The 21,068-nt window shown below is 69.9% G+C and carries 19 protein-coding genes and 1 pseudogene; 18 read left to right on the top strand and 2 right to left on the bottom strand.

The features are described from left to right. Nucleotides 1-142 precede the first annotated feature (142 nt). Nucleotides 143-538 carry a RidA family protein gene (locus GA0070618_RS22245; protein WP_088985734.1) on the top strand — a complete coding sequence of 132 codons (396 nt, stop codon included), beginning with the start codon at nucleotides 143-145 and terminating at the stop codon, nucleotides 536-538. A gap of 35 nt (nucleotides 539-573) precedes the next feature. On the opposite strand, the pseudogene GA0070618_RS35650 reads toward GA0070618_RS22245, so the two are convergent. After that, nucleotides 574-720 (bottom strand): annotated as a pseudogene (locus GA0070618_RS35650) (DUF7662 domain-containing protein); the annotation flags it as partial. An 803-nt stretch (nucleotides 721-1,523) separates the two neighbouring features. Here GA0070618_RS35650 and GA0070618_RS22250 point away from each other — a divergent pair. The 17 genes from GA0070618_RS22250 (at nucleotide 1,524) to GA0070618_RS22330 (ending at nucleotide 19,288) form a co-directional block, all read left to right on the top strand. Continuing rightward, nucleotides 1,524-2,363: an ABC transporter permease gene (locus tag GA0070618_RS22250; RefSeq protein WP_157748979.1), complete on the top strand. Its 840-nt coding sequence runs from the start codon at nucleotides 1,524-1,526 to the stop codon at nucleotides 2,361-2,363. A gap of 38 nt (nucleotides 2,364-2,401) precedes the next feature. Then, a complete protein-coding gene (locus GA0070618_RS22255; protein WP_197701590.1) occupies nucleotides 2,402-3,193 on the top strand; it encodes an ABC transporter ATP-binding protein in 792 nt (263 codons plus the stop codon). Continuing rightward, nucleotides 3,190-4,011, top strand: a complete 822-nt coding sequence (locus tag GA0070618_RS22260) for an ABC transporter permease (protein WP_088983357.1) — start codon at nucleotides 3,190-3,192, stop codon at nucleotides 4,009-4,011. The genes GA0070618_RS22255 and GA0070618_RS22260 overlap by 4 nt, the downstream gene beginning before the upstream one ends. Nucleotides 4,012-4,043: 32 nt before the next feature. Then, on the top strand, nucleotides 4,044-5,207 hold the full coding sequence (locus tag GA0070618_RS22265; RefSeq protein WP_088983358.1) for an ABC transporter substrate-binding protein: 1,164 nt from the start codon (nucleotides 4,044-4,046) through the stop codon (nucleotides 5,205-5,207). A gap of 135 nt (nucleotides 5,208-5,342) precedes the next feature. After that, complete coding sequence (locus tag GA0070618_RS22270) at nucleotides 5,343-6,110, top strand: IclR family transcriptional regulator (RefSeq protein WP_170107903.1); 768 nt, start codon at nucleotides 5,343-5,345, stop codon at nucleotides 6,108-6,110. 58 nt (nucleotides 6,111-6,168) lie between these two features. Then, nucleotides 6,169-7,653, top strand: a complete 1,485-nt coding sequence (locus GA0070618_RS22275) for an NAD-dependent succinate-semialdehyde dehydrogenase (protein WP_170107904.1) — start codon at nucleotides 6,169-6,171, stop codon at nucleotides 7,651-7,653. Continuing rightward, nucleotides 7,647-8,477, top strand: a complete 831-nt coding sequence (locus tag GA0070618_RS22280) for a nitrilase family protein (RefSeq protein ID WP_088983360.1) — start codon at nucleotides 7,647-7,649, stop codon at nucleotides 8,475-8,477. Before GA0070618_RS22275 ends, GA0070618_RS22280 begins: the two co-directional genes overlap by 7 nt. A gap of 191 nt (nucleotides 8,478-8,668) precedes the next feature. Then, entirely contained in the window at nucleotides 8,669-9,232 is a 564-nt protein-coding gene (locus GA0070618_RS22285; protein ID WP_197701591.1) for an amino acid synthesis family protein, read from the top strand. Nucleotides 9,233-9,260: 28 nt separating this feature from the next. Continuing rightward, nucleotides 9,261-10,616 (top strand): aminotransferase class III-fold pyridoxal phosphate-dependent enzyme, encoded by a 1,356-nt coding sequence (locus tag GA0070618_RS22290; protein WP_088983361.1) that lies wholly within the window; start codon nucleotides 9,261-9,263, stop codon nucleotides 10,614-10,616. 46 nt (nucleotides 10,617-10,662) lie between these two features. Next, a complete protein-coding gene (hydA, locus tag GA0070618_RS22295) occupies nucleotides 10,663-12,078 on the top strand; it encodes a dihydropyrimidinase (protein ID WP_088983362.1) in 1,416 nt (471 codons plus the stop codon). Nucleotides 12,079-12,127: 49 nt separating this feature from the next. Next, on the top strand, nucleotides 12,128-13,135 hold the full coding sequence (locus GA0070618_RS22300) for an LLM class flavin-dependent oxidoreductase (RefSeq protein WP_088983363.1): 1,008 nt from the start codon (nucleotides 12,128-12,130) through the stop codon (nucleotides 13,133-13,135). A gap of 4 nt (nucleotides 13,136-13,139) precedes the next feature. Continuing rightward, nucleotides 13,140-13,835 carry an NADPH-dependent F420 reductase gene (gene npdG / locus GA0070618_RS22305; RefSeq protein ID WP_088983364.1) on the top strand — a complete coding sequence of 232 codons (696 nt, stop codon included), beginning with the start codon at nucleotides 13,140-13,142 and terminating at the stop codon, nucleotides 13,833-13,835. Beyond that, nucleotides 13,832-14,662, top strand: coding sequence for a carbon-nitrogen hydrolase family protein (locus GA0070618_RS22310; protein WP_088983365.1), 831 nt, complete (start codon nucleotides 13,832-13,834; stop codon nucleotides 14,660-14,662). Before npdG ends, GA0070618_RS22310 begins: the two co-directional genes overlap by 4 nt. Further along, complete coding sequence (gene cofC, locus GA0070618_RS22315; RefSeq protein WP_088983366.1) at nucleotides 14,659-15,321, top strand: 2-phospho-L-lactate guanylyltransferase; 663 nt, start codon at nucleotides 14,659-14,661, stop codon at nucleotides 15,319-15,321. Before GA0070618_RS22310 ends, cofC begins: the two co-directional genes overlap by 4 nt. 53 nt (nucleotides 15,322-15,374) lie before the next feature. Next, the gene (locus GA0070618_RS22320) at nucleotides 15,375-16,328 is read left to right on the top strand and encodes a DMT family transporter (protein WP_088985737.1); all 954 of its coding nucleotides are present in this window, start codon (nucleotides 15,375-15,377) and stop codon (nucleotides 16,326-16,328) included. A 399-nt stretch (nucleotides 16,329-16,727) separates the two neighbouring features. After that, nucleotides 16,728-17,945 carry a M23 family metallopeptidase gene (locus GA0070618_RS22325; protein ID WP_197701592.1) on the top strand — a complete coding sequence of 406 codons (1,218 nt, stop codon included), beginning with the start codon at nucleotides 16,728-16,730 and terminating at the stop codon, nucleotides 17,943-17,945. A gap of 23 nt (nucleotides 17,946-17,968) precedes the next feature. Next, entirely contained in the window at nucleotides 17,969-19,288 is a 1,320-nt protein-coding gene (locus GA0070618_RS22330; protein ID WP_157748980.1) for a phage tail tip lysozyme, read from the top strand. A gap of 566 nt (nucleotides 19,289-19,854) precedes the next feature. Here the strand turns inward: GA0070618_RS22330 and GA0070618_RS22335 are convergent. Next, on the bottom strand, nucleotides 19,855-20,901 hold the full coding sequence (locus GA0070618_RS22335) for a DUF1152 domain-containing protein (RefSeq protein ID WP_231931405.1): 1,047 nt from the start codon (nucleotides 20,899-20,901) through the stop codon (nucleotides 19,855-19,857). Nucleotides 20,902-21,068 lie beyond the last annotated feature (167 nt).

Genomic DNA, 21,068 nt, shown 5'->3' on the forward strand with positions numbered 1-21,068 from the left:
GCGACAGGCCGACGATGCGGTCGTAGGCGCCGAGCGCGATTGCCTTGCGCTGGGCGAACGCCAACCGTGACCGGTCGGCGAATATTCGTTGAGCCGCTCGGGGGCCGGCGGTAGCGTCGCCGCCGTGACCTCACCGGCCCGACTGATTCGCGAGCCCGCCCTTTCCGACGTCGCCGAGTACGCGTACGCGGCCACGGTCGAGCCGCCGGCCCGGCTCGTCTTCACCGCCGGTTCCTGCCCGCTGGACGCGGAGGGGCGGACCGTCGCGCCGGGCGACCCGGCTGGCCAGGCCCGGCAGGTGATGGCCAACCTGGAGACCGCCCTAGCGGCGGCCGGCGCCCTGCTCACCGACGTCGTCAAGACCACCGTCTACGTGGCGTCGCCCCGCCGGTCTGACCTGGTGGCCGTCTGGGAGGTCGTCCGGGACGCGTTCGGTGACCACGAGCCGCCCAGCACGCTGCTCGGGGTGGCCGTGCTCGGGTACGACGACCAGCTCGTCGAGGTCGAGGCCGTCGCTGCCGTCCGCGACGGGCACTGACCTGCGGACCGCCCGGCGAGGACGCGTGTCCGGTGGGAGGTGTTGCCCCACCACGTCCGGTCGGATCGGGCGTTCGCCGGCAAGCGCGCGCCCAGAACTTCCTCAAGCCGCTGGACCGGCATCCGGATCTCGCCTCGTTCGTGCCGCTTCAGGAGGTCGGTCAGCGGGTCGTACTTCGCCATGGCGAAGCTCTCCCGGCTCGTCGACGTGGTTCGCGCTTGTTGCGTAGGGGTTCACGACGGCGTCGGCCTGACTGCAGTCGCCGGCAGCCGAGAGCGCGCGGCTCACATCGGCTGCTATAGGCATGCTGGTAAGGGGTTCGGCAGCAGTCGAGCCCCGGTTGACAGTCCGGGGCCCATCCCGGTGCAAGCACGTTGGTCGTGTCGTCGACGGGGCGCCGGTGGCGACCGCAACGACACCATCGTCTACCGCACCAGCGGCATCGCCCCAGAAGCTGGCCGGACGCCCGGTCATGGCCGACGGCGCCTACCGCGGCAACCCCGAGGTGATCAGACGCGGCCATCGCGTTCTCTCTTCCTTCTCTGACCTGGTCGTCTTGAGGGATCGACGCGATGGCCGTCTCTCATCTACGCAACACGCCCATCACGGGCAAGTCGTTACACCACTCCCGTGGACGCGACCTTCCGTTGGTGTTGGCTGCGGAGACGGCAGCTTGACCCGGATTGCGGTATCCGGCAGGTGGCGCGGGTCGGGAGCGGCCTCCAGATGGTGATCCGATGTCCTGGCCAAACCGTTGACGTGGCCTGAGTCACGCTTCTAAGGTGAACCACCAGTTCACTCAGTGATCCGACCCGGCGGGGCCGACCGACGGATCTCACGCCAGACGACGCTTCCGAGGGATTCGGAGAGTGCCTGCATGACGACAAGAACCGCCACTACACGGACTGCCGAGGCTGGACCGGCCGGGCAGGTGGAACGAGTGATACTGCGCCGATCCGGGCGCCTGTCCGCCGCGAGGAAACGCGTGCTCAACGCCGTCGGGGCCGTATTGGTCGTGGCGGCGCTCGCCGGCCTCTGGGAGTGCTACAAGGCGCTGGGGCGCGCCGTCGACGACGTCGTGCCCGGCACCGGAATCGCCTTCCCGGTCGCCACCGACGATCTTTCGATGCCGCACGTCTGGTCGATTCTCGGCGCCCTGGTCGAGCCGGCCCGGCGGGGCGACTCGATGGTGCTGGGCAGCTATCTCCTCGGCGAGACCAGTGTGACGCTCCGCGAGGCGTTCTACGGTCTGCTGGCGGGCTCGTCGCTGGGCCTGGTGCTGGCGGTCGTCTTCCTGCACGTGGTGCCGCTCAGCAAGGGACTGATGCCCTGGCTGGTCGCGTCACAGACGGTTCCCCTGGTGGCGATCGCACCGATGATCGTGATCTGGGGCGGGAAGGCCGGCGCGCCGCCCTGGGTGGCGGTGACCGGTATCGCCGCCTACCTCGCGTTCTTCCCGGTCACCCTCAACGCCCTACGGGGCCTGAAGTCACCGCCGAAGGTCCAGTTGGAGTTCATGCGCAGCGTAGGCGCGGGCCGCTGGCAGGTGCTGGGGTGGCTGCGGATCCCGGCAGCACTGCCCTTCGTGTTCGCCGGGCTCCGGCTGGCCGCCACCGCGAGCGTGGTGGGCGCGATCGTGGGCGAGCTTTCCGCGGGCACCGGCCGGGGCATCGGCCGGGCGATCCTCACCTTCGCCTACTACTACTCGAACGGGCCGGAGAAGTTGTACGCGGCCGTCCTGGTCGCGGCGGCGGCCGGCATCGTGTTCGTGCAGTCCCTGGCACTCATCGAGCGCGTGGCGCTCCGGCACCGGCACACCCGGTGAACATTCCTTCCGCCTCAACAACACCTGGAGAGATGCTGATGTCTGAGGCCGCGATCATTTCCGTGCGAGGAGTCAACAAGCAGTTCACCGGCGGAAACCGTACGGTGACGGCACTTGAGGACATCGACCTGTCGATCAAGCGGGGCGAGTTCGTGTCCCTGCTGGGCCCGAGCGGCTGCGGCAAGAGCACTCTGCTGCGGGTCCTGGCCGACCTGACCGAGCCGACCAGCGGCACGGTGTCGCTGAACGGCAAGACGCCGGGCGCGGCACGGACGGACCGGGACTACGGCATGGTCTTCCAGCAGGCCGGCCTCTTCGAGTGGCGTACCGTGCAGCGCAACGTCGAGCTGCCGTTGCAGGTGGCTGGGGTGGACAAGCAGACCCGGCGGGCCAAGGCCCACGAGATGCTGGAACTGGTCCGCCTCTCCGACTTCTCCCGGCACTTTCCCTGGCAGCTCTCCGGCGGCATGCAGCAGCGGGTGGCGATCGCCCGCGCGCTGTCGGCGGACCCGGAGATTCTGTTCATGGACGAGCCGCTCGGCGCGCTCGACGAGATGAACCGCGAGCGGTTGCAGGGCGAGCTGCTGCGGATCTGGTCGGACACCCAGACCACCGTCGTGTTCGTCACGCACAGCATCTCCGAGGCGGTGTTCCTGTCGTCGCGGATCGTCGTGATGTCCGCGCGTCCCGGACGGATCGCCGCCAGCATCGACGTCGACCTGCCATACCCGCGCACGGCGGCGACCCGGACCACCGAGGCGTTCTTCGCCAAGGTCACCGAGGTGCGTACGGTGCTGCACGGCGTCCCGGCCGAGCAGGCGGCCCGATGAGTACGGCGCGGCTGGCGCGGGACACGTCGCCCGGCGCCGGTGCCCGGTCGGCGGTCGGCCGGTTCCTCCCGGTCGTCCTCACCGCGCTGGTGATCATTGGCTCGTGGCAGGTGCTGGTGATGGTCTTCGACGTTCCGTCGTTCATCGTCCCGGCGCCGGCCGACATCTCGTCGGCGTTCCGGGCCGAGTTCGGCACGATCATGTCGGCGTCGGTGGTCACCGTGCAGGAGGTGCTCCTCGGCTTGGTCCTCGGCGCGGTAGCGGGGGTCATGGTGGCGTTGGCGCTCAGCCGGTTCCCGGGAGTGTCCGCGCCGGTGCTGACCGCGGCCGTCGTCATCAACTGCGCCCCGATCGTGGCCCTCGCGCCGATCTTCAACAACTGGTTCGGGGTCACCAACCCGATGTCGAAGGCCGGCGTGGCCGCGGTGATGGTCTTCTTCCCGGTGCTGGTCAACACCACCAGGGGACTTCTCCAGGTCTCGCCCCTGCACCTGGAGATCATGCAATCGCTCGCGGCGCAGCCACGACAGGTGGCGCTCATGCTGCGGTTGCCCAACGCGTTGCCGTACCTGTTCAACGCGCTCAAGCTCGGCAGCACGCTCGCCGTGATCGGCGTGATCGTGACCGAGTACTTCGGGGGACCGAGCAACGCTCTCGGGGTGTACATCGCCTACCAGGCGGCCCTGCCCCGCTTCGAGTTCGCCTGGGCGGGGATCGCCGTGGCCAGCGCGCTCGGTCTGCTGCTGTTCGGTGTCACGTCTCTGTTGGAACGCCTCCTGATGCCCTGGCACGAGTCCCTGCACGACAGCGACTCGTGAGCCACGGGCCACCACGATCTGTTGGAGTCAGAATGGCCCTGCAACTATGGCGGACCCCGCGAAAGGGTCGCCCCGCCACAATCGCCACCGCCCTCACCGCCGTCCTGCTCGCCGCCTCGGCCTGCGGTGGCATGTCCGACACCCCGAGCGAGTCCGCGGCTGAGGCCGCCAAGAACTGCGAGTCGACCACCAAGGTCCGGGTGGTGCTCCAGTGGGTCGCCCAGGCCCAGTTCGCCGGCTACTACGCGGCCAAGGAGAAGGGTTACTACGCCGAGGAGTGTCTCGACGTCACCATCCAGGAGGGCGGCGTCAACATCGTTCCTCAGCAGGTGCTCTCCGCTGGCAACGCCGAGTTCGCGGTCAGCCACGTCACCAAGACGATGGTGACCCGGGAGCAGGGCGCGAATCTGGTGAACATCGGCCAGGTGTTCCAGCGTGGCGCCTATCTCCAGGTCGCCTGGGCCGACTCCGGCATCAAGGCGTTGACCGACCTGAAGGGTAAGAAGGTCGGGAGCTGGGGCTACGGCAACGAGCTCGTGCTGTTCGCGGCGATGAAGGACGCCGGCGTCGACCCGAGCCGCGACACGGAGATCATCCAGCAGCCGTTCGACATGTCGCTGCTGCTCCGTCGGGAGATCGACGCCGGTCAGGCCAAGACCTACAACGAGTACGCCCAGCTGCTGGAAACCAAGAACCCGAAGACGGGCAAGCTCTACCAGCCGTCGGACTTCTCGGTGATCAGTCTCCAGGACGCCGGCTACACCAGCCTGGAGGACGGCATCTACGCCCGTGGTGACTGGCTGGGGGAGCAGGTCAACCAGGACACGGCGGTGAAGTTCCTGAAGGCGTCCTACCGCGGCTGGGGCTACTGTCGCGACGACCTGGCCGGCTGCGTCGACATCGTGCTCGACAACGGCAGTGCGCTGGGGCAGGGGCACCAGACCTGGATGCTCAACGAGATCAACAAGCTGATCTGGCCCGCGACCAAGGGCGTGGGAATGATGGACCAGGCGGCCTGGGACCAGACGATCAAGATCGCGATCGGTGGGGGAGTGCTGAAGAACGTTCCGGACAAGGACGCGTTCCGCACCGACCTGTCGCAGCGCGCGAACGACGAACTCAAGGCCGACGGCTTCGACGTCAGCGGGACCTCCTACACACCGCAGACCGTGACGATCACGGAAGGCGGGAAGTAGGCGAGCGGCGTGTGCCGGGCGGCGCCGCCGTTCGGCACACGTCCGCAGCCAGTGACGCCTGCCAAGATATGGGCCGTATCCCTTGGCCGATGGCAATTGATGGAGGTAGCAATGGCGCCCAGTGAGGCGGGGCTGGTGCGACGTACGATCTGGCTCCTGCGGGCCGTGGCGGCTCACCCCGAGGGTGTCGGACTCAGCGAGGTGGCCCGGGAGGCGGGTATCCCCAAGGCCACCTGCTACCGGGTGCTCACCGTGCTGGAGCGGGAGAGCTGGCTCACCCTCGATCCGGTGACCCGTCGCTACCGGGTGTCGCTCGGACTGCTCTCCATCGTGGGCGGTCTGCTCGACGGCGGCGGCGCGTACGGGCACATGCGGGAGGTGCTGCGGAACCTGGCCGAGGAGACCAGGGAGACCGCGGGCTTCGACGTGCTGCTTCCACCGAAGGTGATGGTCGTCGCCCAGGTGCCGGGGCCGTCGCTGATCGGGCAGACGCTCAAGCCGGTACCCCGTACCCAGCCAGTGTGGGCGACCTCCACGGGGAAGGTGCTGCTGGCGGCGCTGAACCCGGATTCGGTGCGGGCCGACTTCACCGAGGAGTTCGCCGAGCACGCCCCGCCGGAGGTGGGGGACCTGGAGTCCTTCATGGGCTCGCTGGAGGCGGTTCGGAACCGGGGGTTCGCCTTCGCGTACGACGAACTGGAGATCGGGGCGGCGTCGGTCGCCGCACCGGTGCGCCTGCGAGGGACGACGCCGTACGCGGTCTGGATCGGCGGGCCCACCTACCGGATCACCCGCGACCGCATCGACAACATGGCGGAGTCGGTGATCAAGGCCGCACGACAGCTCACCGACCTGCTCAGCAACGCTGACATCGATATCCCGAGTGCCTTTGCCAGACGCTAGGGCACCCGCCGACCGTACCGGCTCGCCCGTGGCGAGGCCTGCGGTGAAGGAGGAAGCAATGGCCGTACCAGCCGAGGCGTTGGCGGCGGCGATGACCGTGGTCGACAAGACCCCCAAGGGCCTGTACGTCGACGGCGAGTGGCGCGCGGGCCGGGACGGTGCCGTCCTGGCCGTGGAGGACCCGGCGACGGGGTCGACGATCGCCGAGGTGGCGGACGCCTCGGTCGCCGACGGGTTGGACGCCCTGGCCGCCGCCACCCGTGCCCAGTCCGGTTGGGCCGCCACCCCGCCCCGAGAACGGGGAGAGGTGCTGCGCCGGGCGTTCGACCTGATCATCGAACGCCGGGACGACCTGGCCCGGATGATGACCCTGGAGATGGGCAAGGCGTTCGCGGAGTCCCAGGCCGAGGTTACCTACGCCGCGGAGTTTCTCCGCTGGTTCGCCGAGGAGGCGGTCCGGATCGACGGGGGCTACCTCACGGCACCGGCCGGGAACTCGCGCGTCGTCGTCCTGCGGCAGCCGGTCGGCCCCTGTCTACTGGTGACCCCGTGGAACTTCCCGATGGCGATGGGCACCCGCAAGATCGGTCCGGCCCTGGCGGCCGGCTGCACCGTCGTGGTCAAGCCGGCCAAGCAGACCCCGCTGTCGATGCTGGCGCTGGTGGAGATCCTGGAGCGGGCCGGCCTGCCGCGTGGCGTGGTCAACGTGCTCACCACCTCGCAGTCCGGCCGGGTCACCTCGGCGCTGCTCGCCGACGACCGGTTGCGCAAGCTGTCGTTCACCGGCTCGACCCCGGTCGGTCGGACGCTGCTCGCCCAGTCCGCGCAGCGGGTGCTGCGCACGTCGATGGAGCTGGGCGGGAACGCGCCGTTCATCGTGTTCGACGACGCCGACCTGGAGCTGGCGGTCGAGGGGGCCGTGCAGGCGAAGATGCGCAACGTGGGTGAGGCGTGCACCGCCGCGAACCGGTTCTACGTGCAGCGGTCGGTGGCGCAGCGGTTCGTCGGCGCGCTGGCCGAGCGGCTGCATGGGCTGCGCGTCGGTCACGGGCTGGACCCCTCGACCGAGGTGGGGCCGCTCATCGACCAGGCCGCGGTGGCGTCGGTTGCGCAGTTGGTCACCGATGCGACGCAGGCGGGGGCGAGCGTCGTCACCGGCGGCGGACCGATCGCCGGGGAGGGCCACTTCTTCGCGCCGACTGTCCTGTCCGGAGTGCCCGACGGCGCCCGGTGCGTCCGGGAGGAAATCTTCGGCCCGGTCGCCCCGGTCGTGGTCTTCGACGACGAGGACGAGGCGGTCGGCAGGGCCAACGCCTCGGAGTACGGCCTCGCCGCGTATGTCTTCACGGAGAACCTCGGCCGTGGCCTGCGGGTGACCGAGCGCCTCGAGAGCGGGATGGTGGGGCTCAACCAGGGCATCATCTCGAACCCGGCGGCACCGTTCGGCGGGGTCAAGCAGTCCGGTCTCGGGCGCGAGGGCGGCAAGGCCGGCATCGACGAGTACCTGAACATCAAGTATGCGGCGGTACGGGCGTCATGGTGACCAGGTTCCTGCTCGCCGGGGTCCAACTGGAGCCGGTCTTCGGTGACATCCCGGCGAACATCGCCAAGACCTCGTACTGGATCCGGGAGGCGGCGGGCCGTGGGGCCCGGCTCGTGGTGTTGCCCGAGGCGGCCTCGGCGGGATACGTCTTCGCCCACCGTGCGGAGGCCGCGCACCATGCCCAGTCGGTGCCGGACGGCCCAACGGTCGCCGCCTGGGCGCGGCTCGCCGCCGAGCTGGACGTGTGGATCGTGGGTGGGGTCACCGAGCGGGACGGGGACCGGGTCTTCAACGCGGCAGTGCTGCTTGGCCCTACCGGCCATGTCGGAACCTTCCGCAAGGCCCATCTGTGGAACGACGAGAAGGAGATCTACGACCGTAACGTCGACGGCTTCCCGGTCTTCGACACGCCGCTGGGTCGGATCGGGATCGGGATCTGCTACGACGCCTGGTTCCCCGAGACGTTCCGCAGCGCGGCGTTGCAGGGTGCCGACCTGGTGGTGTTGCCGTCGAACTGGGTGCCGGTGCCCGGGCAGCCCGAGGCCGCCCCAGCGATGGCGAACCTCATGTGCATGACCGGGGCGCACTCCAACCAGTGCTACGTCGCCGGGGTCAGCCGGATCGGAGTCGAGCGGGGGCAGACGTTCGTCGGCCGGTCCGTCCTCGTGGGACCCGACGGTTGGCCGCTCGCCGGCCCGGCGAGCCCCGACCGGGAGGAACTCGTGCTGGCGGAGGTGGACCTGATCGGCTCGCGTGCCGAACGGTTGCACAACCCGTTCAACCAGCCGGTGGCCGACCGGCGGACTGACCTCTACGTCCATTGACGGACCGGCCGTGAGCTGAGCCGGGGCCCGTCTCGCTGGTAGGGGCGGCGTCCTTCGTGACCTGCGGGGATCGGGCGACGCGCGGGCACTCCGGGCACCGGGATCTGTCCTTGAAGGCTATTGACTTCGCTCTCCCCGCAGAACCAATATATGAACCGACGGTTCATCCAATGAACCACTAAGGAGTGATCGTGGGCATCCGTGTTCGCAAGCTGATCCGTCACCTCGAAGAGACGCGACTGGAGAACGGCAGGGCGGTGCAGCCGGTGCACCGGATCGCCTTCGCCGGCGTGGTCATCGAGAATCCCTACCCCAGCGAGTACGTCCAGGACCTGGTCACCCTCGCCGACGAGATCGGTGAGGAGATCGGCAACCTGGTCGGCCCCGCCTGCGTGGAACTGCTCGGCGAGGAGGTCGAGGCGTTCGGCAAGGCGGCGCTCGTCGGCATCGACGGCGAGGTCGAGCACGGCTCGGCGCTGATTCACAACCTCCGCTTCGGCAACGTCTTCCGCAGCGTGGCCGGTGGCACCGAGCTGCTGCCCGCCGCCGAGAAGGTCGGCCTGCCCGGCAGCCCCATCGACATTCCGCTCAAGCACAAGCTGGATGCCAAGACCCGCTCGCACCACCAGACGGTGACCCTTCAGGTAGCCGACGTGCCACGGCCCCGGGAGATCCTCGTGGTCTGCGCCGCGTCGAACGCCGGACGCCCGCTGGCCCGGCTCGCCGCCTTCGGCGCCGAGCTGAAGAGCAACTGACCCAGCCGGACGGGACGGAGGCCAGCCGATGACGATCACCGACACCGACACCTGGACCAGCCAGCGGGTCAAAGAAATCGACAGGGAGTACGTCATCCACTCCTGGTCGGTGCAGGGCGCGCTCGACCCCATCCCCGTGGCCGGCGGATCCGGATCGTGGTTCTGGGACTACGACGGCCGCCGCTACCTCGACTTCCAGTCACAACTGGTCAACCTGAACCTGGGTCACCAGCACCCCCGACTGGTCGAGGCCATCCGCGCCCAGGCCGAGCAACTCTGCTACATCGGACCCGGCTTCGCCGAGCGCTCCCGGGCGGAGCTGGCCGAGCTGCTGGCCGAACTGACCCCCGGCGACCTGAAGATGAGCTTCTTCACCACCGGCGGAGCGGCAGCCAACGAGAACGCCATCCGACTGGCCCGGCACGTCACCGGCCGGCAGAAGGTCATCGCCCGCTACCGCTCGTACCACGGCGCCACGGCGGGCGCGATGTCGCTGACCGGCGACCCGCGCCGATGGGCGGCCGAGCCGGGGATGACCGGTGTGGTGCGCATGCTCGACCCCTACACCTACCGGTGCCCGGCCGGGCACCCCGACCCGTGCCCGGTCTGCTCCGGGGGGCCGCACCTGGAGGAGATCCTCCAGTACGAGAACCCGGAGACGGTCGCCGCAGTGATCATCGAACCGGTCACCGGCACGAACGGCCTGCTCTACCCGCCGGACGGATACCTGCGGTCGCTGCGGGAGGTCTGCGACCGGCACGGCATCCTGCTCATCTTCGACGAGGTGATGGCGGGCTTCGGCCGTACCGGTGAGTGGTTCGCCTGCGACCACTGGGATGTCGTGCCCGACATCCTCACCACCGCCAAGGGGCTGAACTCCGGCTACGTACCCCTCGGGGCCATGACGGTCTCCGCCCGGATCTCCGACTGGCTGCGCGACCACATGTTCTGGGGCGGTCTGACCTACGCCGGGCACCCGCTCGCCTGCGCCTCCGGCGTGGCCTCCCTGCGGATCATGCAGGACGAGGGCGTGGTGGAGAACGCGCGGGCAATGGGGGCGCGGCTCGGGGCCGGCCTGGCCAAGCTGGCGGAGAGCCACCCGAGCATCGGCGACATCCGCGGCCGGGGTCTGTTCTACGGCGTGGAGCTGGTGCGCGACCGCGACACCCGGGAGCCGCTCGTCCCATTCAACGCCAAGGGCCCGGCGGCGGCCCCGGTCAGCCGCCTGCTCAAGGCCGCGATGCAGCAGGGCGTCTACCTGACCGCCAACTTCAACGTCCTGCGGCTGACCCCGCCGCTGGTGATCAACGCCGAGGAGATCGATCTCGCGCTCGGCGTCCTCGACGAGGTCCTGTCCCTCGCCGACGAGCACTACCAGGGCTGACGAACGGCACGACGGGTGGGAGCCCGCCGGGGAGGAGAGGTACGAGATGCCAACGACGTTGATCGCCAACGGCACGGTCGTCAACGCCGATGCGGCGGTCCGCGCCGACGTGCTGGTGCGTGACGGCCGGATCGTCGCCCTCGGCGCCGGGCCGGACTGGACCGCCGACCACGTCGTCGACGCGACCGGGAAGCTGGTCATGCCCGGTGGCATCGACGCGCACACACACCTGGAGTACCCGGTCGACGGGTTCAGTACCCACACCGCCGACGACTTCCACACCGGGACCGTCGCGGCGGCGTGCGGCGGCACGACCACCGTCCTCGACTTCGTCAAGAAGGAACCGGACCGGTCGCTGTACGACACCTACCTGCGCCGACGGGACGCGGCGGCGGCCAAGGCGGTGATCGACGTCGGCCTGCACGCCATCGTCCCGCCCCGCGCCGCCCAGCCGGACGTCCTCGACGACCTGCGTCGGCTGGTCACGGAGGGCGCCACCAGCTGGAAGTTCTTCATGGCCTACCCGGGCCAGATGGTCGAGGACAACGAGCTGCTCGACGGCTTCGAGCTGGCGCGCGAGCTCGGCGTACTGCCGATGGTGCACGCCGAGAACGGACACATGGTGGCCCGGGAGGTTCGACGCCTGGTGGACAGCGGCCAGACCGCCGAGAGCTTCCACCTGCGGGCACACGGGCACGAGTCCGAGGCCGAGGCGGTGCACCGGGCGGTCGTGCTCGCCGACACCATCGGTACACCGCTGTACGTGGTGCACGTCTCCAGCGCGGCGGCGGGCGACGAGATCAGCCGGGCCCGGGCGGCCGGGTCGCGGGTGTGGGGCGAGACCTGCCCGCAGTACCTGGTCGTCGCCTACGAGGACTACGCGGACCTCGGGGAGCGCGCCGCCGCGTACGTCTGCTCGCCGCCGATCCGGGAACGCAGCAACCAGGACGGCCTGTGGCGGATGCTCGCCACCGGCGCCCTGTCCACCGTCGCCACCGACCACGCCGGCTTCTGCCTGCACCAGCCCGACGACCTGCCGCCGCAGAAGATGCGCAGCCCCGGCTACTTCCCGAAGGTGCCCAACGGCGTCCCGGGCATCGAGGACCGGCTGATGGTCCTCTGGCAGGCCGGGGTGGCCGGCGGGCTGATCGACCCGTGCCGCTTCGTGGACCTGGTCGCCACCCGGCCGGCCAAGCTGTTCGGCCTCTTCCCCACCAAGGGGATCGTCGCCGTCGGGGCGGACGCCGACCTGGTGGTCTGGGATCCGGCGGCCGATCACGTGATCACGGCGGCGGGTTCGCACATGCGCACCGACTACAACATCTACGAGGGCATGCGGGTGACCGGCAAGCCGGTACACGTGTTCTCCCGGGGTGAGCACCTGGTCGACGCGGCCGGCCTCCGGCACGACACCCCCGGCCGGGGAACCTTCCTGACCCGCACCGCGCCGCGCCTCTCCTGACCTACCGATTCCCACCCTCCACCACGTACCGAGCGGAGCTGACACAGTGATGAAACTTCCCCTGGGTATCCATGTCGGCGAGCGACTCAGCCTGGAGCAGACCTACTGGCAGGCCGAGTTCGCCGACCAGAACGGGTTCGAGTCCGTGTGGGTCGCCGAGGGACGACTCGCGCGCGATGGCATCGTCCCGGCGGCGATCATCGCGAGCAAGACGAAGAACGTGAAGATCGGCACCGGTGTGGTCAACAACAAGAGCCGCAACGCGGCCCTGATGGCGGTCACCTTCAAGACCCTGGACGAGGTGGCGCCGGGCCGGGCGATCCTGGGCATCGGCGCCTGGTGGGAGCCGCTGGCGACGAAGGTCGGCCAGCCGCTGGTCAAGCCGATCAAGTCGATGCGCGAGTACATCACCGTTCTGCAGGCCTTCTTCCGCAACGAACTCGTCTCGTTCGACGGCGAGTTCGTGCAGATGAAGGACGTGCGATTCGACAGCATGTACCGCGAGAACAAGCCGGTCGACATCCCGATCTACATCGGTGCGGTAGGCCCGCGGATGCTCGAACTCGCCGGCGAGATCAGCGACGGCGTACACATGGACTTCCTGCTTCCCCCGTCGTACATGGTCGGCGCCCAGGAGGCGATCGAGCGGGGGGTGGCCAAACGGACCGACGGCCGCGACGGCATCGACCTGACCCAGATCGTGGCGTGCAGCGTCAACGACGACGACCCGCAGGAGGCCATCGACGCGTGCAAGGCCTTCCTCACCCTCTACCTCTGCCAGCAGCCGCACATCGCCGAGCACTGCGGGGTGGAGCGCGAACTCGTCGACCGGTTGCAGGAGATCGCCGGCTGGCCCGCCACGCCGGAGGACATCAAGCGGGCGATGCAGTTGGTCCCCAACAGCCTGGTGCAGAACGTCACCGCCTGCGGCTCCACCGACGACGCCTTCCAGAAGCTGCAGTCGTACCACGAGGCCGGAGTGCGCTGCCCGATCATCTCCACGCTGGGTGACAAGGAACAGACCCTCACCCGGCTCGCCCAGGCCGCGAAGGGATGACCCGATGACAGAAAACCTTCCCACCCGCATCGCCGTGGTCGGTGGCACCGGCCCACAAGGCCGGGGGCTGGGCTACCGCCTGGCGCTCGCCGGACACGAGGTCGTCCTCGGATCACGTGACGCCGGGCGGGCCACGGCCGCCGCCGAGGAGCTGACCCGGCAGGCCGGCGTTGCCCGGATCACCGGTGCGGCGAACCTGGCGGCTGCGGAGAGCGCCGGCATCGTGCTGCTCGCCGTGCCGTACGACGGACACGCCCAACTGGTGACCAGCCTGGCGCGTGCGATGGCCGGCAAGACCGTCATCAGCTGCGTCAACCCGCTGGGCTTCGACCGCTTCGGGCCGTACGGTCGCATCGTCCCGGCCGGAAGCGCTGCCGAGGAGGCCGCCGAAATCGTCCCCTCGGCCACCGTGGTCGGGGCGTTCCACCACCTGGCCGCCCCCCTCCTGCTCAACCCGGAGGCGGACCTGAGCCACGAGGACGTCCTGGTCTGCGGTGACGACATCGCCGCCAAGGAACGGGTGATGGCCCTCGCGGCCGACGTGACGGGCGGCCGCGCCCTCGACGTCGGCCGGCTGCGCCTGGCCCGGCAACTGGAACCGCTGACCGCAGTACTGATCAGCGTGAACAAGCGGTACAAGACCCGTTCCGGGCTGGCTCTGACCGGCCTGGCCCCGGCTGTCGGAAAGGTCCCCGCGTGAGACTCGCCGCTCTGCAACTTCGTGCCACCGACGACCGTGCCGAGACGATCGGCCGGGCCGCCGACCTGATCGACGACGCGGCCGCCCAGGGCGCTCGGATCCTGCTCCTGCCAGAGCTGTTCGCGGTGCCGTTCGTCCAGCCGGAGCCAGACCTCGACTACTTCCAGTACGCCGAGGAACTCGACGGCCCGTCCAACCGGATGGCGGCCGAGCGGTCGAAGCGGCACCGGATGACCATCGTCTCGTCGATCTTCGAGGCGGGGCAGGTGCCGGGGGTGTACCACAACACCGCCTGCACCTACGTCGACGGCGAACTCAGGTCGGTGTACCGCAAGTCGCACCTGCCGTTCTCCAACGGCTTCCCCGAGAAGTTCTACTTCCAACCGGGCGGCGCCGAGCCGGAAGTGGTCCAGACCGGTGAGACCGGAGTCGGCACCATCATCTGCTACGAGCGGCACTTCCCCGAGCTGAGCCGCATCGTCGCCTTACGCGGCGGGTCGGTGCTCTGCGTCCCGGTCGCCTCGGCGAGCGCCCCGATGCGTGAGGTGTTCCAGCTGGAGCTGCGCGCTCACGCCGTGTTCAACGGGCTCTTCGTGATCTGCGCCAACCGGGTCGGCACCGAGGGCGTGAAGGACTACTTCGGACTCAGCGCGGTGTACGGCCCCAACGGTGACGTGCTCGCCCAGACCGCCGACGACCGCGACGACGTGGCGGTGGCCGAGGTGGACCTGAGCCTCGTCGACTTCTCCCGCCGTCGACGCCCCTTCCTCCGCGACCGGCGACCCGAGCTGTACGGCCGGCTGACCAGGATGGAACCCGACGCATGAGGGACGGCTCGTGGGTGGTGGTCGTACCGGCAAAGCCCTTCGCGGCGGCCAAGACCAGATGCGTCGGTCTCGACGTCTCCGAACGGAGCGCACTGGCCCGGGCGATGCTGCTCGACGTCGTCGGCAGGCTGACGCGGGCCCGTCGGGTGCGTGCCGTCGTCGTCGCCGCGACCGACCCGGAGGTGGTCGGCGCGGCGTTGGCCGCCGGCGCCGTCGTTGCCGGCACCACCTGCGGGCCAGACCTGAACCGGGAGGTCCTCGCCGCGCTCATCGTCGCCCGGGAGGCGCTCCCCGACGCGCGGTTGGCCGTCGCCATGGCCGATCTCGCCGGCGCACAGCCCCCGGACTTCGACGCGGCGCTGACGGCGGCCGGATCCCATCCACGGTCCATCGTCTCGGACGCCGACGGCACCGGGACCACCATGGTGACACTCACCGATCCCGGCGAGTTCCGGCCCTTCCTCGGCCCCGACTCCCGCCGCCGGTTCCTCGCCGACGGCTATCACGATCTCCCGGTTACCGCTCCCGGGCTGCGGCGGGACGTGGACACCGTCGCCCACCTGCTCTCGCTCGGGACCGACCGCCTCGGCGGGGCGACCCGCTCGTGGGTCGGGTCACCGTCCGCCGACCGGCCGACCCCGTCCGCCGCCCGACACTGATCAAAGCGACAACGGCCCACAGGGCGGTGCCCCACCGCCCCGGAAAGGACACGATGATCCCGATCGCCAGCCGCGCCGCCGGCGACCGCACCTGGCTGGTCGCCGTCGCGGCCAGCCTCTGGGGCTTCGCCGGCCTGCTGCGGGAACCGCTCTCCCAGCAGCTTCCGGCGCTGAGCGTGGTCCTGGCCGAACACGTCGTCCTCGTGCTCCTGGTGTCGCCCTGGCTGATCCCGGCCGTACGAACCCTCGCCCGCTGCTCCGTGCGGACGAAGCTGGCCGTGCTGGTGATCGGAGCCGGCTCCTCGGCGCTGGCCACGACGCTGTTCACCGCCGCGTTCCGGCTGGGCGACCCGATCACCCCGCAGGTGTTGCAGAAGCTGCAACCAGCGCTGGCGATCGTCCTGGCCGCCGCGCTGCTCGGGGAACGGGTGAACCGGCGGTTCCCCCTCTTCGCGGTGCCTGCGGTCGTCGGCGCCTGGCTGTTGGCGTTCCCCGACCCGCTGGGGATGCACCCCCGCAGCCTCGCTGCGGCCGGGCTGGCCACCGGGGCCGCGGCGCTCTGGGCAGCCGGCACCGTCCTCGGCCGGATGGTCAGCGCCGAACTGTCCTTCCTGCATGTCACGACGCTTCGGTTCACCGTCGGACTGGTCACCCTCGCCACCTTCGCCGCGGCGACCCGCACGCCGGTCACGGTTCCGCTGGAGCTGGTCCCGCGGCTGGTGTTGCTCGCGGCCGTACCGGGCCTGCTCGCCCTGTCGCTGTACTACCACGCCCTCCGGCACACGCCCGCGTCGAGCGCGGCCCTGGCCGAACTGGCCTTCCCGCTGACAGCAGCCGTGGTCGGACTCACCCTGCTCGACGGGCAACTCGACACGAGCCAGTGGACCGGCCTGGTGCTGGTACTGACCTCGGTGGTCCTGCTCGCGCTGCACGAGAACCGCAGTTCGCGCCCGGCGGTGCGACAGCGGCCCGAGGACCGTGGCTGGACGCCCGCCTACCAGTCCTGACGTTCTGCACCCCGGTGGCTACGCCGTCACTGCCGGGGGCGAAGAGGGGTTCCCCGGCATGGGTGACCCCGATACTGCCGAGCCCCGCTTCTGTCCCGGCCCCCACTGCCCATCGCTCCACCTCTCCGACAAGGTGTTGCGACGACCAGTTGACTCCGCCCTGTATCGAAGCGGGCCCCGCAGGGGGTGTCGCGGACCAGGCAGGTCCCGGATGGCGCACCCGTCGTTGCATCGATCGCCATCGGTCGATTGACTGATGTGTCGCCGACTGTCGCTTCCTAGGCTCGGTCCCGGATATTCCGTGAACGCAATGAGACCCAGGTGGTGGGCATGGACGGGATCGACAGGCGGACTTTCTTGCGTGTGACGGCGACAGCGGGCGCGGTCGCCGTCACAGGCGTGACCGTGGGCACGGGGGCGGCGGCCGCGGCCGTGCCCGGGTTCTACAACCCCTTCACGGGCTACCCGATCACCGAGACGTGGGAGGGGCACCTGGCCCGCGGCTCCCTCGGCGGGATCGACTACGGCATGCCCGTCGGCACCCGGCTGCCCGCGGCGGGCGGCGGTGTGGTCTACAACGACCCCGACAACGGCACCGGCGGCTACACGGCGGTCATCCACCACGACAACGGCTACAAAACCCAGTACCTGCACCTGTCCGGGTTCGTCGTGGCGAACGGCACCCGGGTCGCGATGGGCGACATCGTGGGGTTGTCCGGCGGCTACCCGGGCGCGCCGGGCTCGGGCTCCTCCACCGGCCCGCACCTGCACTGGCACATGAACGACCCCTCCGGCACGCGCATCAACCCGTTGGCGTTCCTTGGCGGTGACGCGCCCGCGGGGGACACGCAGGTGTTCGAGACGGCGCACAACTCCGGCTGGCAGCCGCTTCCGGTGGCCTCGATCGTGGCGTCGAAGGTGAGCGCGGTCCTGCGCGCGGACGGCACGAAGATCATCTACTCGGTGCGTGACGGGTACGTGTACGAGGCGGCGAGTAACGCGGGTTGGCGCAACCTGCGCGTGCCCAACCTGGCCGGCGTGTCGGCGATTTCGGCGATCGCGGTCGGCAGCGGGGTCGTGCTCTACACGATCCGGTCGGGCGCGTTGTGGGAATGTGCGAGCGGCGACTGGGTTCCGTTCTGCGTTGGGTACAACGGAAGTCCGATCTACGCGGACGCGGTCAGCGCGGTGCTGCGGTCCGACGGCACGCGGATCGTCTATACCGTGCGCGACGGCGCGGTGTTCGAGGCGGCAAGCAACGCGGGATGGCGGAACCTGCGGGTGCCCAACCTGGACAGCGTGGCAGTCGTGTCGGCCATCTCCCGCAACGGAATCACGACGCTCTACACGATCCGGGCGGGCGCCCTGTGGGAGACCTCCAGCGTCGACTGGCGGCCGTACGCCGTGGGGTACAACGGAAGTCCCATCTACGCGAATGCGGTCAGCGCGCTCCACCGGCCCGACGGCACGCGGATCGTCTACACGGTGCGCGACGGCGCGGTGTTCGAGGCGGCAAGCAACGCGGGATGGCGGAACCTGCGGGTGCCCAACCTGGGCGGAGTCGGTGCCGTCTCCGCCATCTACGCCAGCGGCACGGAGATCCTCTACACCCGGTGACACCGAGACGAGTGGGACACACCATGAATCGTTTGCCGAACACGCTGCTGCGGCGCGTTGGTCTGCTGGCCGTAGCAGGGCTCATCGTCGTATCCGGGATCGGCTTCCCCGGTGAGGCACGCGCCGCCGACAACTCCAGGAGGGCGTGGGACTTCTTCGTGGGCAAGGGACTCACCGCGGAACAGACCGCAGGCGTTCTGGGCAACCTAGCGCAGGAGTCCAACATCAACCCGCTGGCGCAGGAGCCCGGCGGTCCTGGCCGCGGGATCGCGCAGTGGAGCACCGGCGGCCGCTGGGACACGACCGCAAGCGCCAACGCGACCTGGTACGCGGCGGTGACCGGCCAGAACGTGTGGAGCCTGGACGCGCAGCTCGGCTTCATCTGGTGGGAGCTGACGAACATCTCGGGCTACGGGCTGGCGCAGTTGCGGGCGTCGAGCACGATTGCCGACGCGACCGTCGCGTTCCAGGACCTCTACGAGCGCTGCGGAACCTGTCACGAGTCAACGCGGATCAGCTACGCGACGAACTACTACAACCAGTACGCGGGCACGACCCCGCCCGCGTCGAACACGCAGGTGTACGAGACAGCGGACAACTCCGGCTGGCAGCCGCTTCCGGTGGCCTCGATCGTGGCGTCGAAGGTGAGCGCGGTCCTGCGCGCGGACGGTACGAAGATCATCTACTCGGTGCGTGACGGGTACGTGTACGAGGCGGCGAGCAACGCCGGGTGGCGAAACCTGCGGGTGCCGAACCTCGACAACGTCTCAGCCGTGTCGGCGATTGCCTTCAACGGCGGGACCGTTCTCTACACGATCCGCGCGGGCGCGGTGTGGGAGTCGTCCAGCGTCGACTGGCGGCCGTACGCGGTGGGATACAACGGAAGCCCGATCTACGCGGATGCGGTCAGCGCGGTGCTGCGGGCCGACGGCACGCGGATCGTCTACACGATGCGGGACGGCTACGTGTACGAGGCCGGTAGCAACGCCGACTGGCGAAACCTCCGAGTGCCCACGTTGAGTGGTGTGTCGGCGCTGTCGGCCATCCCCTACAACGGCGGCACGGTGCTGTACACGATCCGCGCCGGCGCGGTGTGGGAGGCCGGAAGCGGCAACTGGACGCCGTATGCCGTGGGGTACAACGGCAGCCCCATCTACGGGAGCGGTCTCTCCGCCATCTCGATGGCGGACGGCACGAGAATCGTCTACACGGTCAACAACGGCCGCGTGCACGAGGCGGCGAGCAACGCGGGCTGGCGGAACCTGCAGGTGCCCAACCTGTCCGGGGTCAACTCCGTCTCCGCCGTCAACGCGGGAGGCACCAAGATCCTCTACACCCGCTGATGCCGGACGGCACCCCAGTGACGGGGGTGCTTCCGGCGAGCGGCCCGGCGTTCCGCGAGGGCGGCATCCCTGGACCAGCGTGGAACCCCTGCCGGACAGGGTCCAGGCCGGAGGTCATGCCGATGCCGGACCGGCCAGCGCGACAGGGCCGCCCGTCCCCACCCCGACAGGGGGGGCTGGGCGGCCCATCGCGTGGTGCGGCGGTCAGTCCGTGGCCAGCACCAGCGCCCTGTGCCACACGCCGGGTCGGCGATGCGGCGCCGGGAACTTCATGATGTCCCTCGTCCCGTCGACGGGGAGCCGGCCGTCGTCCGATCCGGATCCCCGCTCGCTGAGTCCTCGCTCCCTCGCGGGGTGCTGCCCGGCACCCCAATGCTTCGCTACAACGAGCCGGGAGCCCGGCACCGCGCACTCTCATGCCGCCGAGCGCGCGCCAGGGGCCCGGCCGCCGTCCGCGGAACGGCGGCGCGAGCGGTCCTTGGTGATGCCGCGACGGCGGTGATGGACGCGGAGTACGACGGGATGTGCTACTACTTCGCCCACCTGCACAACGAGCGGTTCGGCGACTACCCGGACACCGGCTCGGGCTCTTCCCGCGGGTCGGGCGGCACTCCCGACGGATGGTGACGGGCCCCGCCCGACACGGCGGCCGACGGTCGAGCACGCGGTGCCGCCGACTGGGTGTGGTGTCGGTCAGGGACAGCTTGGTCGGGTGCGTACTCGTGCCGTCGTCCGGTGTTCAGTGGGGAAACGCGCGGGGGATGCGGGCGTTGCGGAGTTCGTCGCGGAACGTTTGGATGCGCGTGATGACCTGTCGTCTGCCGATGGTGTTCTCGATGCGGTCGAGGTACAGGCATCGGGCGGCGAGTTTGTCGAGGTCGACGGTGAAGTAGATCGCCATCAGCGGGTTGACGAACAGGTCGCCGCTGCCGGTGCGTTGGGTGAACCGGATGTCTCCGAACGCGCCGCTGGTGGCGGCGGCGATCTGTCCCTGGACGATGCTCGGCCGGTCCCGGGGTGGCGGCCTGGGCGTGGGCGACGGCATCGCGGTACAGCGCGGCCTCCCGGCTGGAACCGGGGATGGACAGGGCGCCGAGGTAGCCGCCGTCGCGGTCAAGTGCGGCGAGGTTCTCCAGCACCTGGGCGTGGTTGACGCCGTCGTAGGCGTCGATGCCGAAGCCGAGGCTGGTCACCAGCTTGACCGGTACGTCCAGGGCGGCCACGGCGGCCAGGCTGGTGATGTCCTCCACCGGGGTGCCGAGATTGCTCTCGTCGCCGCGCAGCAGGACATCGGTGCCGCCGTCGACCAGCACCACCGCGTCGATGTCGAGGTGTTCGACCAGGTGCCGGTACGCCGCCCGTAATGGCTGGACACCGAGCGGCGGGAAGGCGTACACGGTCGACGGCAGTTCCTGAGCTGCCAGCCACCGCGCGAGCGTCCGTTCGGGAAAGTACCAGTCCGGGCTGGTGGTGTCCGGCTGTACCACCGCGACGTGCTCCGCCGCCCACGCGTCCCGGTCGATCAACTCGAGTTCGGAGAAGGACAGACTGGCCAGGTGCACCTGTGCGCCGCCGCGCCACAGGGCGAACGCCAAGGGCAGGCCGGCGTACACGTCGAATCCTCCGCCTGCTCCGGCGATGAGGATGCTCCGCGCCTGGGCCAGCGCGGCGAACAGCGGCGGGACGGCCAACGAGAACGCGCCAGAGGTGGCCGGCAGCGCGGCGGGGTTCGTCACCGCTCAATGATCAGTCACGCCCATGTCCTGCGGTCCGCGCAGTC

It is taken from the genome of Micromonospora echinospora (genome assembly GCF_900091495.1).
Lineage (GTDB): Bacteria > Actinomycetota > Actinomycetes > Mycobacteriales > Micromonosporaceae > Micromonospora > Micromonospora echinospora.

Bases quoted from the DNA above. Each gene is read 5' to 3' on its own strand.
- GA0070618_RS22300 (WP_088983363.1), top strand. From the start codon at position 12,128: ATGAAACTTCCCCTGGGTATCCATGTCGGCGAGCGACTCAGCCTGGAG.
- cofC (WP_088983366.1), top strand. From the start codon at position 14,659: ATGAGGGACGGCTCGTGGGTGGTGGTCGTACCGGCAAAGCCCTTCGCG.
- GA0070618_RS22290 (WP_088983361.1), top strand. From the start codon at position 9,261: ATGACGATCACCGACACCGACACCTGGACCAGCCAGCGGGTCAAAGAA.
- npdG (WP_088983364.1), top strand. From the start codon at position 13,140: ATGACAGAAAACCTTCCCACCCGCATCGCCGTGGTCGGTGGCACCGGC.
- GA0070618_RS22265 (WP_088983358.1), top strand. From the start codon at position 4,044: ATGGCCCTGCAACTATGGCGGACCCCGCGAAAGGGTCGCCCCGCCACA.
- GA0070618_RS22280 (WP_088983360.1), top strand. From the start codon at position 7,647: ATGGTGACCAGGTTCCTGCTCGCCGGGGTCCAACTGGAGCCGGTCTTC.
- hydA (WP_088983362.1), top strand. From the start codon at position 10,663: ATGCCAACGACGTTGATCGCCAACGGCACGGTCGTCAACGCCGATGCG.
- GA0070618_RS22255 (WP_197701590.1), top strand. From the start codon at position 2,402: ATGTCTGAGGCCGCGATCATTTCCGTGCGAGGAGTCAACAAGCAGTTC.
- GA0070618_RS22320 (WP_088985737.1), top strand. From the start codon at position 15,375: ATGATCCCGATCGCCAGCCGCGCCGCCGGCGACCGCACCTGGCTGGTC.
- GA0070618_RS22275 (WP_170107904.1), top strand. From the start codon at position 6,169: ATGGCCGTACCAGCCGAGGCGTTGGCGGCGGCGATGACCGTGGTCGAC.
- GA0070618_RS22330 (WP_157748980.1), top strand. From the start codon at position 17,969: ATGAATCGTTTGCCGAACACGCTGCTGCGGCGCGTTGGTCTGCTGGCC.
- GA0070618_RS22260 (WP_088983357.1), top strand. From the start codon at position 3,190: ATGAGTACGGCGCGGCTGGCGCGGGACACGTCGCCCGGCGCCGGTGCC.